14 protein-coding genes and 2 pseudogenes are annotated in these 13,819 nt (G+C 64.9%); 5 read left to right on the top strand and 11 right to left on the bottom strand.

Annotation, left to right across the window (positions count from 1 at the left end):
- Positions 1-304: 304 nt before the first annotated feature.
- Complete coding sequence (locus Atep_RS16870) at positions 305-433, bottom strand: hypothetical protein (protein ID WP_272876307.1); 129 nt, start codon at positions 431-433, stop codon at positions 305-307.
- Here Atep_RS16870 and Atep_RS04165 point away from each other — a divergent pair.
- Both Atep_RS04165 and Atep_RS04160 read left to right on the top strand, forming a co-directional pair.
- Positions 426-797 carry a hypothetical protein gene (locus tag Atep_RS04165; RefSeq protein ID WP_213380404.1) on the top strand — a complete coding sequence of 124 codons (372 nt, stop codon included), beginning with the start codon at positions 426-428 and terminating at the stop codon, positions 795-797. The genes Atep_RS16870 and Atep_RS04165 overlap by 8 nt on opposite strands.
- A gap of 147 nt (positions 798-944) precedes the next feature.
- Positions 945-1,826, top strand: a complete 882-nt coding sequence (locus Atep_RS04160) for an HDOD domain-containing protein (protein WP_213380403.1) — start codon at positions 945-947, stop codon at positions 1,824-1,826.
- A gap of 43 nt (positions 1,827-1,869) precedes the next feature.
- Here Atep_RS04160 and Atep_RS17225 read toward each other — a convergent pair.
- From Atep_RS17225 to Atep_RS04150, 3 genes and pseudogenes are all read right to left on the bottom strand, one after another.
- Positions 1,870-2,004, bottom strand: a pseudogene (locus Atep_RS17225) (hypothetical protein); the annotation flags it as partial.
- A gap of 262 nt (positions 2,005-2,266) precedes the next feature.
- Positions 2,267-2,848: an ABC transporter permease gene (locus Atep_RS16475; protein ID WP_236786473.1), complete on the bottom strand. Its 582-nt coding sequence runs from the start codon at positions 2,846-2,848 to the stop codon at positions 2,267-2,269.
- Positions 2,845-3,566 (bottom strand): annotated as a pseudogene (locus Atep_RS04150) (ABC transporter ATP-binding protein). Before Atep_RS04150 ends, Atep_RS16475 begins: the two are co-directional and overlap by 4 nt.
- A 24-nt stretch (positions 3,567-3,590) precedes the next feature.
- Between Atep_RS04150 and Atep_RS04145 the strand changes: the two are divergent.
- Positions 3,591-4,058: a hypothetical protein gene (locus tag Atep_RS04145; RefSeq protein WP_213380402.1), complete on the top strand. Its 468-nt coding sequence runs from the start codon at positions 3,591-3,593 to the stop codon at positions 4,056-4,058.
- Between the two features lie 38 nt (positions 4,059-4,096).
- On the opposite strand, the gene Atep_RS04140 is transcribed toward Atep_RS04145, so the two are convergent.
- From Atep_RS04140 to Atep_RS04125, 4 genes are all read right to left on the bottom strand, one after another.
- On the bottom strand, positions 4,097-5,455 hold the full coding sequence (locus Atep_RS04140; protein ID WP_213380401.1) for an OmpP1/FadL family transporter: 1,359 nt from the start codon (positions 5,453-5,455) through the stop codon (positions 4,097-4,099).
- A gap of 304 nt (positions 5,456-5,759) precedes the next feature.
- Entirely contained in the window at positions 5,760-6,836 is a 1,077-nt protein-coding gene (locus Atep_RS04135; protein ID WP_213380400.1) for a DUF2333 family protein, read from the bottom strand.
- Between the two features lie 18 nt (positions 6,837-6,854).
- Positions 6,855-8,327, bottom strand: a complete 1,473-nt coding sequence (locus tag Atep_RS04130) for a polysaccharide deacetylase family protein (RefSeq protein ID WP_213380399.1) — start codon at positions 8,325-8,327, stop codon at positions 6,855-6,857.
- On the bottom strand, positions 8,311-9,627 hold the full coding sequence (locus Atep_RS04125) for a polysaccharide deacetylase family protein (RefSeq protein ID WP_236786471.1): 1,317 nt from the start codon (positions 9,625-9,627) through the stop codon (positions 8,311-8,313). Before Atep_RS04125 ends, Atep_RS04130 begins: the two co-directional genes overlap by 17 nt.
- Before the next feature lie 215 nt (positions 9,628-9,842).
- On the opposite strand from Atep_RS04125, the gene Atep_RS04120 reads away from it, so the two are divergent.
- Positions 9,843-10,289 (top strand): DUF2934 domain-containing protein, encoded by a 447-nt coding sequence (locus Atep_RS04120; RefSeq protein ID WP_213380398.1) that lies wholly within the window; start codon positions 9,843-9,845, stop codon positions 10,287-10,289.
- Between the two features lie 425 nt (positions 10,290-10,714).
- The gene (gene infA / locus Atep_RS04115; protein WP_012971469.1) at positions 10,715-10,933 is read left to right on the top strand and encodes a translation initiation factor IF-1; all 219 of its coding nucleotides are present in this window, start codon (positions 10,715-10,717) and stop codon (positions 10,931-10,933) included.
- 50 nt (positions 10,934-10,983) lie between these two features.
- On the opposite strand, the gene zapE is transcribed toward infA, so the two are convergent.
- From zapE to Atep_RS04100, 3 genes are read right to left on the bottom strand one after another with little or no spacing between them, the layout of a single operon-like run.
- Positions 10,984-12,081, bottom strand: coding sequence for a cell division protein ZapE (gene zapE, locus Atep_RS04110; protein WP_213380397.1), 1,098 nt, complete (start codon positions 12,079-12,081; stop codon positions 10,984-10,986).
- Positions 12,078-12,959: an aminotransferase class I/II-fold pyridoxal phosphate-dependent enzyme gene (locus Atep_RS04105; protein WP_213380396.1), complete on the bottom strand. Its 882-nt coding sequence runs from the start codon at positions 12,957-12,959 to the stop codon at positions 12,078-12,080. The genes zapE and Atep_RS04105 overlap by 4 nt, the downstream gene beginning before the upstream one ends.
- Entirely contained in the window at positions 12,959-13,738 is a 780-nt protein-coding gene (locus tag Atep_RS04100) for an HAD-IA family hydrolase (RefSeq protein ID WP_213380395.1), read from the bottom strand. Before Atep_RS04100 ends, Atep_RS04105 begins: the two co-directional genes overlap by 1 nt.
- Positions 13,739-13,819: the final 81 nt, after the last annotated feature.

Genomic DNA, 13,819 nt, shown 5'->3' with positions numbered 1-13,819 from the left:
TGATCGTCTCCTGAGGCGCGATGGCGACCGGCTGCCGGTGCTGGGCCAGCACGAACATCTGCGCCCTGGACTGGTGTCCCACTATCTGCCGCTCGACGAGCCCGGCTCACCGGCCGACTGGATGTGGTCGGCGACCGCCACGCCCGGCACACTCGCGTGCGGTTTCGACGATCGTCGGCGACCGGTCATGGGCGTCGTCACATCCATTCCCGGAACCGACTGGCATCTGCTGGCCAAGATGGATCGCGAGGAGATGCTGAGCGTCTTCGTCCTGCACTCGATCTGGATCATACTGGCCGGATTCCTAGCGATCGTCTTCAGTGCTATCGGGCTCCATGTTCTGCGCCGGCGCCGGCAGCTCCGGCAGCGCGCCCATCTGGAGGTGCTCGTCGCGGCCCGCACCCAGGAACTGCGCCGGATGGAACATGCTCAAGGCCGATCCCGACCTCCAGGCCGAGCCGATTCGCGTGGCGATCGACCGGATCGCGACGGCCTTCTCGCCGCTGAATCAGACCCTGGCGGCACTGGGCAGCCCGCCCGCGACCGAAGCCACGCCGAATCCGCCCGAGGATCAGGCGGAGCGGCGCGAACACCTGTTCACGACCCTGCTCCATCTGCTGCGCGAGAACGATACCCAGGCCATCGCGCTGCTGCGCAACGAGCGGACCCTGTTGCGGTCGAGTCTCGGCGAATCGTTCGAGCGCATCGAGCGCCATCTGCTCGGATTCGAGTTCGAGGAAGCGCTCGAACTCGTGGAGTGCATCCAGTCCGAGTACGCACAGGCGCACTCGCCTTAAGGTGGCCGCGCACGGTGACGCGCGGCCCCGGCGCTGGAGGTGATCGAACCGAGAACGGGATCACAAAACGGCGCTTGGTTTGGGCGCAGAAGAGCACCATCCAGTATAATTCAATCTCATTTGCCCCATGGAGCGCGCCGAGTCGCCATGACCGCTCAAGCCGTTGCCCAACACCAGACATCGAATCGCTCGCTCTACCCGTCCAAGCCGGTGTTCGAGGCCGCGCTGAACGTAGTGCGTCGAGCGCCCGTACCCCAGATCCCGGACGTGGTGATGGCCTTGCGTCGCGAGCTGATGCGAGCCGAGCCGGATCTCAAGGTAGCCTCGGGCCTCATCGCCCAGGATCCGGTGCTGACGGGGCAGGTGCTGCGCGTCGTCAACTCGCCGGCATTCAATCTGCCGGCGCAGGTGGCGAGCGTTCATCAGGCGGCCGGACTCCTGGGACTGGCGCGTCTGACCAATCTGGTGACGGCCGAGGCGATCAATCGTCTGCTGGAGGTCAATCAGGGACCGGTGCGGGTGCTCTGGGAGTCGATCCTCGGGACGGCGCGCATCGTCACCGCCTTGGCGCGGCTGACGCCGGACATCGGCGAGGACGAGGCCTATCTGTTCGGCATCATGCATGACGTCGGCAGTCTGATCTTCGCCAATGTCACCGACAACTACATCGCCGAGTGGAGTTTTCGCGCCGACAGCACGCCGAGCGAGCTGCTGATCCACGAGCGCGCCACGCTCGGCACGGATCACGCCGTGGTCGGGTTCCTGCTGGCGAACAACTGGAAGCTGCCCGAGTTCATCGGGCTGGCGATCCTGCATCATCACGGCACGCGCCATCTGGAGGCCGAGGATCGGCGCATCCCGCACCTGATCGCGCTCGGGCAGCTGGCGCATTATCTCGTCGCACTGGCCAACGGCACCGACGAGACGGCCGAGATGCTGGAGTATCGCGATCAGGCCGGGCACATGCTCGACATCGGCGAGCGCGAATGGGAAGCGCTCTGCCGGCAGGCCGTGAATGGCGGCTGGTGAAAGCGAGAGAAGCGGCTGCGTCTCTGCCGGAGCGGCGAATGAATCAGGGTGACTCGCCGGCCTGACGCAAGACCTTCGCGACCAGATCGGCCAGCACGGGTCCGACGGATTCCAACATACCTGAGCGCTTGGCGGCCAGCAGCACTCCCGCCAAGCCCGCCACGGGGATACCACGGCGCCGGGCAACGTTTCCATGGGCTACCTCGCTGTTATGTGCTCACGTAGCGCAGCACAAACGCTAGGCATGGTCGGCCTCGACGGCGGACTCGCACTTCTCATAGGCGCGTCTCGATGCGCGTTCCGTCGGCCGGCTCGCGAGCGGGATGGACGATCACGGATGCTCTGCGCCAGATTCGCCGACGCCTCGGCCGCGAGCGCGAGCAGCGCCAAAGCGCTCAGCACCCGGATGACACGACGACGGATGGCGGTCCCTTTGGCATTCATTCTTGAGTCTTGAGTACGGCCACCAGATCCAGTTCGCGCAGACGGCGCGCGACCAGCAGGCCCGACAGGAGCGCGGCGACCAGGATGACGCTCGCCGCAAAGGCGAACACGCTCGGCTCCAGGATCAGCGGGATGCGATAGAGTTCGGACTCGACACCACGCACGATGAGCGCGATCAACCCCCAGCCGATGCCGAATCCGACCGGGATGGCGATGGCGGTCAGGAGCGCCAGCTCGCCCAACAGGATCGCCGTGATCTCGCCGAGGCTGAAGCCCAGCACCCGCAGTGTCGCCGGATCGCGCGCCCGCTCGGTGAGCGTTCGGCATTGGCGTGACGCAGACGCACCGCGACCTGACGGGTCGGCTCGGCCCAGTCGACGCCGGGCCGCGTGCCCAGTTCGAGCACCACCCGGCGCATAGTCGCGATAGAAGGCATCGCGCGTCAGGGTCAGCGAATCGAGCGTCGCGAGCGACATCAGCAGCGTCGATACTCCGCCCGCGATCACCACGGCGATCGCCAGCACCTGACCGCGCAGGCTCCAGAGTTCGCGCCGGAGCTTGCGGTCGAGCGTGCTCACCACTGGATCTCGCGCGGCGCGACCCGCTCGGCATTGACGCGCACCGACTGAATCCGCCCATCGGCCATCTGAATGACGCGATCGGCCATGGCCGCGATGGCGGCATTGTGGGTGATGATCGCCGTGGCGGCGCCCAGTTCGCGATTCACGCGCTCCAGAACCTCAAGCACGATGACACCGGTCGTCGAGTCCAGCGCCCCAGTCGGCTCATCGCACAGCAGTACGCGCGGACGCTTGGCGATGGCGCGCGCGATGGCCACCCGCTGCTGTTCACCGCCCGAGAGCCGGGCCGGAAAATGATCGAGACGCGCGCCGAGCCCACCAGATCGAGCGCCGCCTCGGGCGTCATCGGATCCTCGGCGATCTCGGTGACGATGGCGACGTTCTCGCGCGCGGTGAGACTGGGGATCAGGTTGTAGAACTGGAAGACGAAGCCGACGACCTGACGGCGAAAGGCGGTCAGTGCCCGCTCGCCGGCCAGGGTCAGATCACGCCCGTCCGCGATCACCTAACCGCCGGTCGGCGAATCCAGACCACCCAGGATGTTGAGCAGTGTAGACTTGCCGCTGCCCGATGGCCCGAGCAGCACCACCAGTTCACCGGGATAGAGATCGAGATCGACGCCCCGCAGGGCCTCGACCCGGATCTCGCCCATGACATAGACCTTGGTGAGTCCACGCGCCTGGAACACAGGCGCAGACCGCGCGGCATCCTTCATACCTGGACCGAGAGAACCTGAGACATGAACCGACTGGCCAAGCCGTTGATGATCCTTGCCGGCCTCCTGGGTGGAGGCCTGATGATGGGCATCATGTACGACATGATGCTCTCCATGCGCGCCATGCGAACCGCCATGGTGGAGATGAATCAATCCATGCTGGCGATGCGTGGCGGCATCGCGGGCATGTCGGAGGACATGCGGGCGATGCGCGGGGACATGGGGACCATGAACGCGACCATGGCCGTCATGGGCAAGAATATTTCCGATATCGACATCATCGCGCGTGAGATCACCGAGATCGATGCACATATGTCGGAGATGTACAGCCTCATGGCCGAGGATCTGGATACGCTCGCCAAATCGGTCTCGTTCATGGCACCCTCCGTGGCGACCATGGGGCCGGTCATGCACAACATGGGCGTCGACATGAACCGTGGCATCAACTCCTTCACCAATCCCATGGACTTCATGAACAGCATGATGCGTTGAGCGGCCCTTGGTCACGGGCCGCGCGCCGCCGTCAGGACTCAGAAGCGGTAACTATAGCTGAGACTGAACGAATCCTGAGCCAGAGAGCTGCTCAGACCGACCAGCGGACTGGTGTTGGTCTCCGAATTCTCGAAGGCATGGACATAGGCAGCGTTCAACTGACTGCGCGCGTCGATGTCGTAACCGACGCCCAGCGAGAGGTGCGTCTCGGTAATGGCCTCGCCCAGATGCTGTAGATACTGCTCCGGCACCGGGTCGGCGGCGTAATTGAATCCGGCGCGTACCCTGAGCGCCGGATTGATCCGGTATTCGGCGCCGAGCGAGAGGACCGTCTGATCGTCCCATTTCTGGTACATGTCGACGTCCACATAGCCGCCGCCGTTCGGCCGGAACTCGATCCTGAGCGAATCCATGACGCCCGACCAGTCATAGTGCTTGATATCGGCCACCAGCAGCAGCGACTCGTTCGGCTGGAAGGCGACACCGAATTTGAAGGTCGCCGGCCATTGGAAATCGAGGATCCGGGCGTCGCCCTCGATGGTTTGGTAGACGCTACCGACGCCCGCGTTGATACTTCCATCCCCTTCAAGGTCGCCCATCTGGGTCTCGAACTGATAGCTGGCCCCCAGGGTGAGCGTGTCGGTCGCCTTGAAGGTCAGACCCACTTGTCCGCCGAAGCCCCAGTTGTCCAGTTTCGAGAGGTCGAAATGGGCGTAATTGGCGCTGCCGAGTCCCATGGCCGTGTTCGGATCCGCCGCAGCGACACCCAGGGTTTGCTGACCGGGCGTCATCATGTCCATCAGGGCCTGCTGGGGCATGGCCTGGAGCATGGTCATCCGGGCATAGACGAAATCGAGACCGGCACCGAGACTCAGGCGTTCGTTCACCTGAAAGGCCACCGGCAAGATCAGGCGCCCGACCATGACCTGGCTGTCGTCGCGCAGTCCCGTCGGCAGGCCGGAGTTGGGATCGATGGACAGGAAGCTGTGTTTTCCGTAGTCCGCCCCCATGCCGCCCTGACTGAAGGCGCCGATGCCGTAGGAGAATTGGCCGCTCTTGACGATATAACTCAGGTTGGGCATCAAGAACCAGTCGGCCTCGGAGTCCACCTCGGGAACCCCGGACGTCCAGGTCGCGGCGTCGATGTGCATGAAGGTGGCGCCGATATCCAGGCGGCTGCCCGGCTCCATCAGGGCCAGGGTGGCGGCATTGTTGATCGCGCCATAGTTACCGTTGTCATAGGCTTGGGAGGCCCCTCCCAGCCCGGCCGCGATCGTCCCGTAGTCGGAGAGCGCCATGCCATTGGTGGCGTGCGCACTTCCCGTGACCAGGGCGACCAAACCGCCCGCACATACGATGCCCGCACATACGATGGATGAAACAAGACGGTCTTTCATGCTGATTGACCTCGAGTCGTGATGCGATCGATTTCACGCTTGCCGGGCGGCAAGCGGACGAGCCTTGGATGCTCCTCGGCTCGTGGTTCGGCATTTTAGCGCCAACTGATCCGGTAAACCCTACTGGAGACTCTGGGTACCCAGGGCCGTCGAATCACGGATCGCACGAGAGGTTTTTGCGCCGGAAGTCGGCTCGACCGTGCCCAGGCGTGGGCACGGTCGAAGTCCTCGCCCTATTTCCCGGCCGCAGCGGGAGCCGCGACCACGGAGGCGGTCAAGACGGGACAGCCGGCATCTCGGAATGTCAACCCTGCTCCAGCAGGCGGCGCAGATCGATGATGGCGGCGTTGGCACGCGAGATGTAGGAGGCCATCACCAGCGAATGATTGGCCATGGGACCAAAACCCGTGCCGTTGAGGATGAGCGGGCTCCAGACCGGATCCTGCGTGCTCTGCAGCTTGCTGATGATCTGCTGCAAAGACACCTGGGCGTTGCGGGTCTTGAGCACGCTCTCGAAGTCCAGTTCTATGGCTTGCAGCGTATGGATGAGCGCCCAGGTATAGCCGCGCGCCTCGAAGAAGACATCGTCGATCTGCGACCAGGGCGTTTGGTTATGCAGCTGTCTTGCGGCGCCATCTGCACGGCGTGCGCTGGGATCGCCGGCCAGTTCGGTGTCCAGATCGTCCTGACCGACCGCGTAGGACAGACGCTGGGCCAGATTGCCCAGCCGCTTCTCCACCACCTTGAGATAGACCGCCAGATTGTCGGCGCGCGCGAAGAATTGCGCCTCGCGATCGGACAGACGCCGCATGTAACGTTCGAGCGCCGCTAAACCCTTGCGGTATTCCGACTCACTGGAGGGCAGGATCCAGGACTCGGAGTTGTAATTGAATTGAGGCTGGGCAATCTGGAGGTCGCGGTCCTCGATCGACTGCGACTGCGCACGACTGAGTTCGTTGCGCAGCGAATTGGTCAGGTCGCGCAGCTCGGTCAGGGCGCCGAATTCCCAATTCGGGATGTTGTCCAGATAGACGCCGGGAGGGGTCTTGTCGTTGCTCAGATAGCCGCCCGGCTTGCCGAGCAGCGTCTCGCCGATGCGGATGGCGGTGGCGGCGGTGTAGCTGCCGGTCACCAGGCGCGTCTCGTCGCCCTCGACCATCGCCAGCGCATTGGCACGCACGTCGAAGGTCTCGGGGGAGCGCGACCAGAGCATTCCCAATACCACGACCACCACCAGATAGGTGACGACGAAGAGCCCGCTCGTCCACATGAGTCCTTTTTCGCGCCAGACCTTCGGGTGGTAGAGCTTCATCAACCGAGCGAACTGATCGGACAGCTTCTTGGCCACGTCTAAGTGTTTCAAGGATGCTTTGACATCCATCGTATTCTCCATTGCGTTTTAGTATTTGGCGAAATCCCGCTCGATGATCTCGATGGCGCGGCGGCAGATCTCGCGCCCATAGTCGGTCCAGAGACCCTGGCCCCAGTAACGATAGCAGCTCGTCTGCGACGACATCAGATGAAAGAGCGCGTTGCGGTAAGCCGGGTGGTCGGTCGCGACGCCGGGACGCAGGACTCGCTCGTTGAAGCGCGAACTGGCCTCTTCCATGGGGCCGAGCACGTTCTCGTAGCCCTTGACCCAGGACAGATCGTTGGTCCAGCTCCCGCCTTCCATGTGGAAACGCCCATCCTCGCGCTTGAGATCCTCGATCACCTGATTGAGCTTCTCGGGACCGTCGCCCGGTTGCATCCGCGCCCAGATGCGATCGTGGAACAGCGGCTGGATCTCGGGCAGATCGGACAGTTCGACGCCGGCGGCGAACAGATGTTCCAGATACTCGCCGGCATTCATCAACGGCGTGGCCGAGTGACTGGCCGCGCGCACCACTTCCATGAATTTGGGCGGGAACTCGTTCATCATGACCCCGCCGTTCTCGCCGTCGGCGATCTGGGTCACGAGCGGCGGGATCGAACGTCCGGCCAGATCGACGCGATTCAGGCCCTGCGCCTCGTACCAGGGCTGCATCTGGGCCACGAGCTTGGTGTCCGACCCCTGGGTCTTGACGATGGCGATGATGCTCGCCGTTTCGCCGTGCGAGTTGGTGCAGACCAGACGGTGCGGGATGTGCGGACGCTCGGGATGCTGCTCGGTGCCGACCCGGTGCACTGTATGCTCCTGCACCAGCACCCATTGATAGCCGCAGTCGACCAGGGTCTTGACGAACTCATAGGCGACATCCGGATGGTTGGGCAGCGCCATCTCGGACGGCGAGAAACCGCGCACCCGCTCCAGCGCCTCCCAGCCGAAGATGGCGGCGAAGTGATGCTGGAAGGCGCGCACATGCAGCCGGTAGTCCTGCACCGGCGTCGAGGGCGCCACCGCATGGCCCCAGGGCATCCCGAGCCATTCGACCGCCCAGTTGTAGTCCGGGTTGCAGGTGACGGTCTTGAGGGCGTCGATGACGTGATGCTCGCCCATCTTGCGCAGACCGTGCAGCAATGTGCCCGAATATTCGAGCATACAGCGCGGCGAATGGCCCTCGCCGATGAGCTGCGGCACGAATTCGCCGATGCGCTTGTAGCACCAGACGAAGGTCGGCGCGTTGTGATTGTCGCCGATGTGTTGGTTCTCCATCATGTACTGGAGATTGCTGATGAGCGCGGCGGTGCGCAGATCCGCGCCTCCGGCGGGAATGAGCGGCTGATGCTGATGCAGCGCGATGGCGGCGGCGGCACGGATGGCGCCGAAATCGACCCCGCCCTGTTTGGCGAACAGCTCGCGCTCGCGTCCGCGCGCGACGACCTGGGCGACCTCGGCCTCCTGGCCGGACAGATTGGGCACGTCTCCGATGTATTCAGGCATGGCGTTCACGTTCGGCTCCTTCAGGTTGACTGGCGAGTGGTTCGGATGCAGCGGCTGCCGGTTCGGCTGGAGAAACGGACCCCTGAACCGGGGTCTCCGGCTCGGGTCTCGGCGGCGCTTGGTGCGGCTGGGCCAGACGCACCGCACGCTCCAGTGCCAGACGCGCGGCCTGGAGATCGGCCTCGGCGCGCGGCACCCAGGACTCGCCCCAGTAGAGATTGCAGCTGGTCTCGGCTCGCAGCAGATGCCACAGCGCCTCGGCGAGCGCGTCCGACTCCGGCCCCTCGGTCACACCGCGCTCGCCGGCGAACCAGCGCGCGTCATGGATCATGCGACTGGCCTCGGCGTAGTCGGCGACGGCTTGACGCTGCCGCTCCGACCCCATCCATTGGGTGAAGTCGCGTCCGTGATGCCAGCCGGTGTTCCAGGCGCCGGTACGCACCCGCACCTCGCCGTGCACGCCGTGCTCGTCGAGATAGTCGCTGACGAAGGTCGGCCGGACGTCGGCCTCGCCGGCCGCGACCCGATCCAGCAGCGGCAGATAGAAGGCGGTCCAGAAGTTCGCGCCCTCGGTGACGTTGCGGAACCAGCCGCCGTTCTCGCCGTCGGTGCAGGTCGTGACCAGGGGCGCGAAGTCACACCACTTGGTGCGCTCGGCGACCTCGTTGAGGAACCAGTCGACGTCCATGCCCGATTCCTGGGCATCGGAGAGTTCGCGGTCGCGCACCACGACGATGATCTCGTCATCGCCATAGCGGGCGATGTGCGGCCGGTAGCGTAGCTCCTGCCAGCTCATCTCGTCGACCGGCTCGACGTGCTCGCTGTCGACGAAGACATAGCGATAACCGAAGGCCCGCAGCAGCGGGATCAGTTCCATCGCGAACCCCATCTCGGGCGGCCAGAAGCCCTGGAACCGCGGACGCCACAGCAGATGGCGGGCGATGTCGAGCCAGCGCGCCAGATGCTCGCGCCGGTCGGCCTCCGGGATCAGCGGCAACACCGGATGGAAGTAGCCGGTGCCGACCACCTCGAACAGGGCCTGATTCTGCAAATGCCACAACAGCGAGCCGCAGTCGACGATGCCGTAGACCTGTTCCTGGAAGACCGGATCGGACAGCGTCTCCAGCAGGGTTCCCGACAGCGACAGATGGACGCGGGCCAGCTCCTCGCGCCCCCAGAGACTGCGCGGGATGCGGTCGAGGGCGAACAGAATCTCACGGGCCTCCCAGTTCTGGTGTTCCAGCAGATCCTGGAGATTGCCCGGCGGCTGGTGGAGATTCAGCACGAGCGCGTGATGAACGGTTGCCATGAGAATTCCCCGATGACGGCTTGGGATGGGGGCCAAGGATAGCAAAGCCGGGCGCCGGGATTCATCACGTGCGCATGACCAATGACTCGTTCACCCTCGATCCGGGCGCCCGTACCTCGGTCGACGGTTCCCGGACGACACAAAAACCGCGGCGAAGCGCCGATTGTTGTGTATCCTATCGAGTGCCACCCCGAATCGAGAGGCAAGCGAGTGACATGGCTGACGACAAGATCGTGACGAAGAAGACGGCGGCGAAAAAGGCTGTTACCAAGAAGACCACGGCTCTCAAGAGTCCGGCTCCCGAGTCCAGCCGCTCCCCTGCCGCACCCACTGACATGACCGAGTCCGCGCCGGCCAAGAAGAGCACGTCGAAATCGACGGGCAAGAAGGTGTCCGCCGCCGCGGCGACACCGGCCGCGACCACGCCCAAGCGCGGCAAGTCCAGCGCATCGACCGCCCCCAGGCTCTCGGATCACCAGGGCAGTCTGCGCGAACTGGCGACGGTCTCCGAGGCCAAGCGGCAGGACATGATCCGCGAGGCGGCCTACTACAAGGCCGAGAAACGCCGCTTCGCCCCAGGTCACGAGGCCGAGGACTGGGCGGCGGCCGAGCGCGAGATCGACGAGCTCATCGCGCGCGCCAGGGTGATGACCGGACACTGACTCCAGTGACCATCGGTTCGCCACGCCCGGCGAGAAGCCGCCCGTCGCGTGGCGAGTCCGGTTTCCGGATAGTGTCGTCACAAGATGCGAGCCCAGATAGCGATCCGGCGGATTTGGGCCTCGGCGCTCGAGCCTTCAATCAATTGGAGTGGCTGTCGTCATGCGGCGAAGTGTACATGCAAGACGCTCATTGTAACGACACGCTCCTAAGCCAACGCATCAGTTATGGTCGCCCCCCATCAGCCGAAGGGGAGCCGCTCCGGTTTCGGATGTGATAGACTTCCGCTGTTTGGGTGATTTCCGGAAAACAGTTCCCCGTAGGGTGCGGTGAGGAGCGAACCGCGCCGATCGCGACTAAAGGGGCGACTCTTTCTCGAAAATCACCGTATCAAGGATCGCATTTGCCATTCCAACGAAGTCCACTTATGTCAAAAGACGATGTCATCCAGATGGAAGGCACGGTCACCGAGACCCTGCCGAACACAGTGTTCCGTGTCCAGCTCGAGAATGGTCACACCGTGACCGCGCACATCTCGGGCAAGATGCGCAAGCACTATATCCGCATCCTCACCGGCGACAAGGTCACGGTCGAGCTGACGCCCTATGATCTGACCAAGGGCCGTATCGTCTACCGCGCGCGCTGATCGCGATCGAGCGCGCCCGGTTCCACCCGAAACGACTCGCTTCGACCGACTCAGCCCGGATCCGCCGACGTCGCCAGATAGTCGCGCGACTGCATCTCGATCAGGCGGCTGATCAGGCGCTCATGCGCGAACTCGGTCAGACCGCCCGCATAGAGCTGTTCGACCGGCGCGGCCGTCGACATCACCAGCTTCACCCGCTGATCGTAGAGTTCATCGATCAGGTGCAGGAAGCGGCGCGCGGCGGCTTCCTGGCTCGCATCGAGCCGCGGCACGTCCGAGAGCAGCAGGGTGTGATACTCCTTGGCGATCTCGATGTAATCGGCGGCCGAACGCGCCGTGCCGCACAGACTCGCGAAATCGAACCAGATCACATCCATGCCGATGCCCTTGACCGGAATCGAGCGATCATTGACCGTGATCGTCGCTGCCGGCTCGATATGTCCGCCGGTCAGACGCGCGAAATAGTCCGCCAACTGACGTTCGCCCGCCGCTCCCGACTCGAACAGCAGCCCGCCCTGGGTCAGGGTCCGCAACCGGTAGTCCACCCCGCCGTCGAGTTCGAAGACCTCCGTGTGCTGCTCGATGAGCGCGATCGCCGGCAGAAAGGACTGGCGTTGCAGTCCGTTGCGATAGAGTTCGCTCGGCTGGGTATTGGCGGTCGTCACTAGGGTCAGGCCGCGCGCGAACAGCGCCCGCAGCAACCCGTGCAGGATCATGGCGTCGGTGATGTCCGTGACCAGAAACTCGTCGAGACAGAGCACGCGCGTCTCGGCGCACAGCCGGTCGGCGACCACTTCCAGCGGATCGGGCTGCTTGGGCAGCACGGCGAGCGCGGCATGGATGTCGCGCATGAAGTGATGGAAATGCAGCCGCCGCTTGCCGGGCAACTCCAGATCCTCGACGAACCAGTCCATCAGATAGGTCTTGCCGCGCCCGACCCCGCCCCAGAGATAGAGTCCGCGGACCGGTTCGACCGGGGCAGGTTTGATCAGACGCGCCCGCACACGCCCGAGCCAGCCACTGGGTTCCTGCCGAGTTCCGCTGTCGTCATGGAGCAGTCGCCGATGCAGCGCCAGCAGACGTTCGCTCGCCTCGCGCTGGGCGTTGTCGCGTGGTTGAAAGGTCGTCGATCGAAGCGATTGCGTCATGTTGTCGATCCGAGGCCCGCAAGGAAGTCGCCGATCCGCCGCACGCCCTCGTCGAGCACCTCGAAGTCGCGCGTATAGGCCAGACGGACATGGCGGTTGCACTCGTGCGCGCCGAAGTCCTGATCTGGGGTCAGGGCGACTCCGGCCTCCTCGACATAGAGATCCTCGCCGGCGAGCGCGAGCGCCGTGGTGTCGGGCACGCCATAGGTCAGACCGCGATAGATCTCGTCGACGATGAGCGCCGCTCCGCGCGCCCGGCAGATGGCCTGGATCGCGCACAGTTCGTCCAGGCTCGTGACCGCGCCGGTCGGATTGGCCGGCGAGGCCACCACCGCGCGCGTGCCGGGCACCCAGGCCGCTTCGAGCCGCTCGGGCGTGAGCCGATAGCCGGTCTCCGGGCCGAGCGGCACCGCGACCGGTTCGGCGCCCATGAGTCCGAACATCTGGCGATAACAGGGATAGGACGGATCGCCCAGGATGACCCGATCGCCCGGTTCCAGGAGCACCGAGAACACCGGTTGCAGCGCCCCGGACGCACCGGGCGTGACCAGCACCCGCGCCGGATCGACCTCGACCCCATGGCGCTGTGCATAGTGCGCTGCGATCGCCTGACGCAGGGCCGGCAAGCCGGCGGCCGGGGTGTAGTGGGTCAGACCGGCGTCGAGCGCCGCCCGACCGGCGGCCGGGATCGGCTCAGGCGTCGGAAAGTCCGGTTCACCGACCTCCAGATGCACGATGGAACGCCCGGCCGCCTCCAGCTCGCGGGCGCGCCCGAGCAGACGCATCACATGGAAGGGCTCGACCCGATGCGCACGCTCGGCCAGTCGGCTCGTCGGATGCTCCACCATCGGCCGGCCTTCGATTGCACGCTCCGCCATCAACCGGCTCCGTGGACCCGGCGATGCAGCCGGTCGAGCACGGCCAGATCCACCAGCGACCGATCGCCCAGATCACCGGCCAGCACCCGAGACGGCGAATCCGGCTCGCCGAGCCGATCGACCACCAGCGCCGCCGCGCCGAAGTCCTGATCGACCGTATAGGCGTTGACCGTGACCACCAGGGCGCGAATCCCGGCATCGAGCGCTGCGCGCGCGCCATTGTCCGAGTCCTCGACGGCCACGCAGTCCTCGGGCTTCAGGTCGAGCCGTTCCAGCGCATAGGTGAAGATGTCCGGCGCCGGTTTCTTGTTCGGCACCACGTCACCGGCGGCGATGACCTCGAACCAGCTCGACAGACCCGGCGCACCGGCATTCTCCAGCAGCTCGACGACGTTCTCGGGCGTGGTGGTGGTCGCGATCGCCAGCCGCACACCCGCCGCCTGTGCCTCGCGCCACAGACGCAACACTCCCGGCCGCAGCGGAATCGCCCCCTGACGCAACAGCGCCAGATAGTGCGCGGTCTTGTCGCGATGCAGACGCGCCACGAACTCATCCGGATCGACACCCGGCTCCGGCTCGATCCCGGCACGCCGCATGAAATAACGGATGCGCTCCTTACCGCCGGCTACGGCCAGCAGCTCGCCATAGAGTTCGGGATCCCAATGCCAATCCAGACCGGCCGCCGCGAACGCGGCATTGAAGGCGGGGCGATGACCGTCGCGCTCAGTATCGGCGACAGTCCCGTCCACGTCGAAGATGAGTGCCTTGAACCCATACATGCCTGTCTGCTCCAGTCCGCTCGTCGTGAGCGCTCAGAATGAACCGAACACGCAAGATTACCCAAATCGGCGCTTGCCCGC

This window comes from Allochromatium tepidum, from assembly GCF_018409545.1.
GTDB classification, from domain to species: Bacteria; Pseudomonadota; Gammaproteobacteria; order Chromatiales; family Chromatiaceae; genus Thermochromatium; species Thermochromatium tepidum_A.
Note: the sequence above shows the minus strand (reverse complement) of the source record. Positions and strands in the feature narration are given on the sequence as shown.

Coding starts and splice junctions, on each gene's coding strand:
- Atep_RS04160 (WP_213380403.1), top strand. CDS start 945: ATGACCGCTCAAGCCGTTGCCCAACACCAGACATCGAATCGCTCGCTC.
- zapE (WP_213380397.1), bottom strand. CDS start 12,081: ATGACGCAATCGCTTCGATCGACGACCTTTCAACCACGCGACAACGCC.
- Atep_RS04165 (WP_213380404.1), top strand. CDS start 426: ATGCTCAAGGCCGATCCCGACCTCCAGGCCGAGCCGATTCGCGTGGCG.
- Atep_RS04135 (WP_213380400.1), bottom strand. CDS start 6,836: ATGGATGTCAAAGCATCCTTGAAACACTTAGACGTGGCCAAGAAGCTG.
- Atep_RS04105 (WP_213380396.1), bottom strand. CDS start 12,959: ATGGCGGAGCGTGCAATCGAAGGCCGGCCGATGGTGGAGCATCCGACG.
- Atep_RS04125 (WP_236786471.1), bottom strand. CDS start 9,627: ATGGCAACCGTTCATCACGCGCTCGTGCTGAATCTCCACCAGCCGCCG.
- infA (WP_012971469.1), top strand. CDS start 10,715: ATGTCAAAAGACGATGTCATCCAGATGGAAGGCACGGTCACCGAGACC.
- Atep_RS04120 (WP_213380398.1), top strand. CDS start 9,843: ATGGCTGACGACAAGATCGTGACGAAGAAGACGGCGGCGAAAAAGGCT.
- Atep_RS04140 (WP_213380401.1), bottom strand. CDS start 5,455: ATGAAAGACCGTCTTGTTTCATCCATCGTATGTGCGGGCATCGTATGT.
- Atep_RS04145 (WP_213380402.1), top strand. CDS start 3,591: ATGAACCGACTGGCCAAGCCGTTGATGATCCTTGCCGGCCTCCTGGGT.
- Atep_RS04100 (WP_213380395.1), bottom strand. CDS start 13,738: ATGTATGGGTTCAAGGCACTCATCTTCGACGTGGACGGGACTGTCGCC.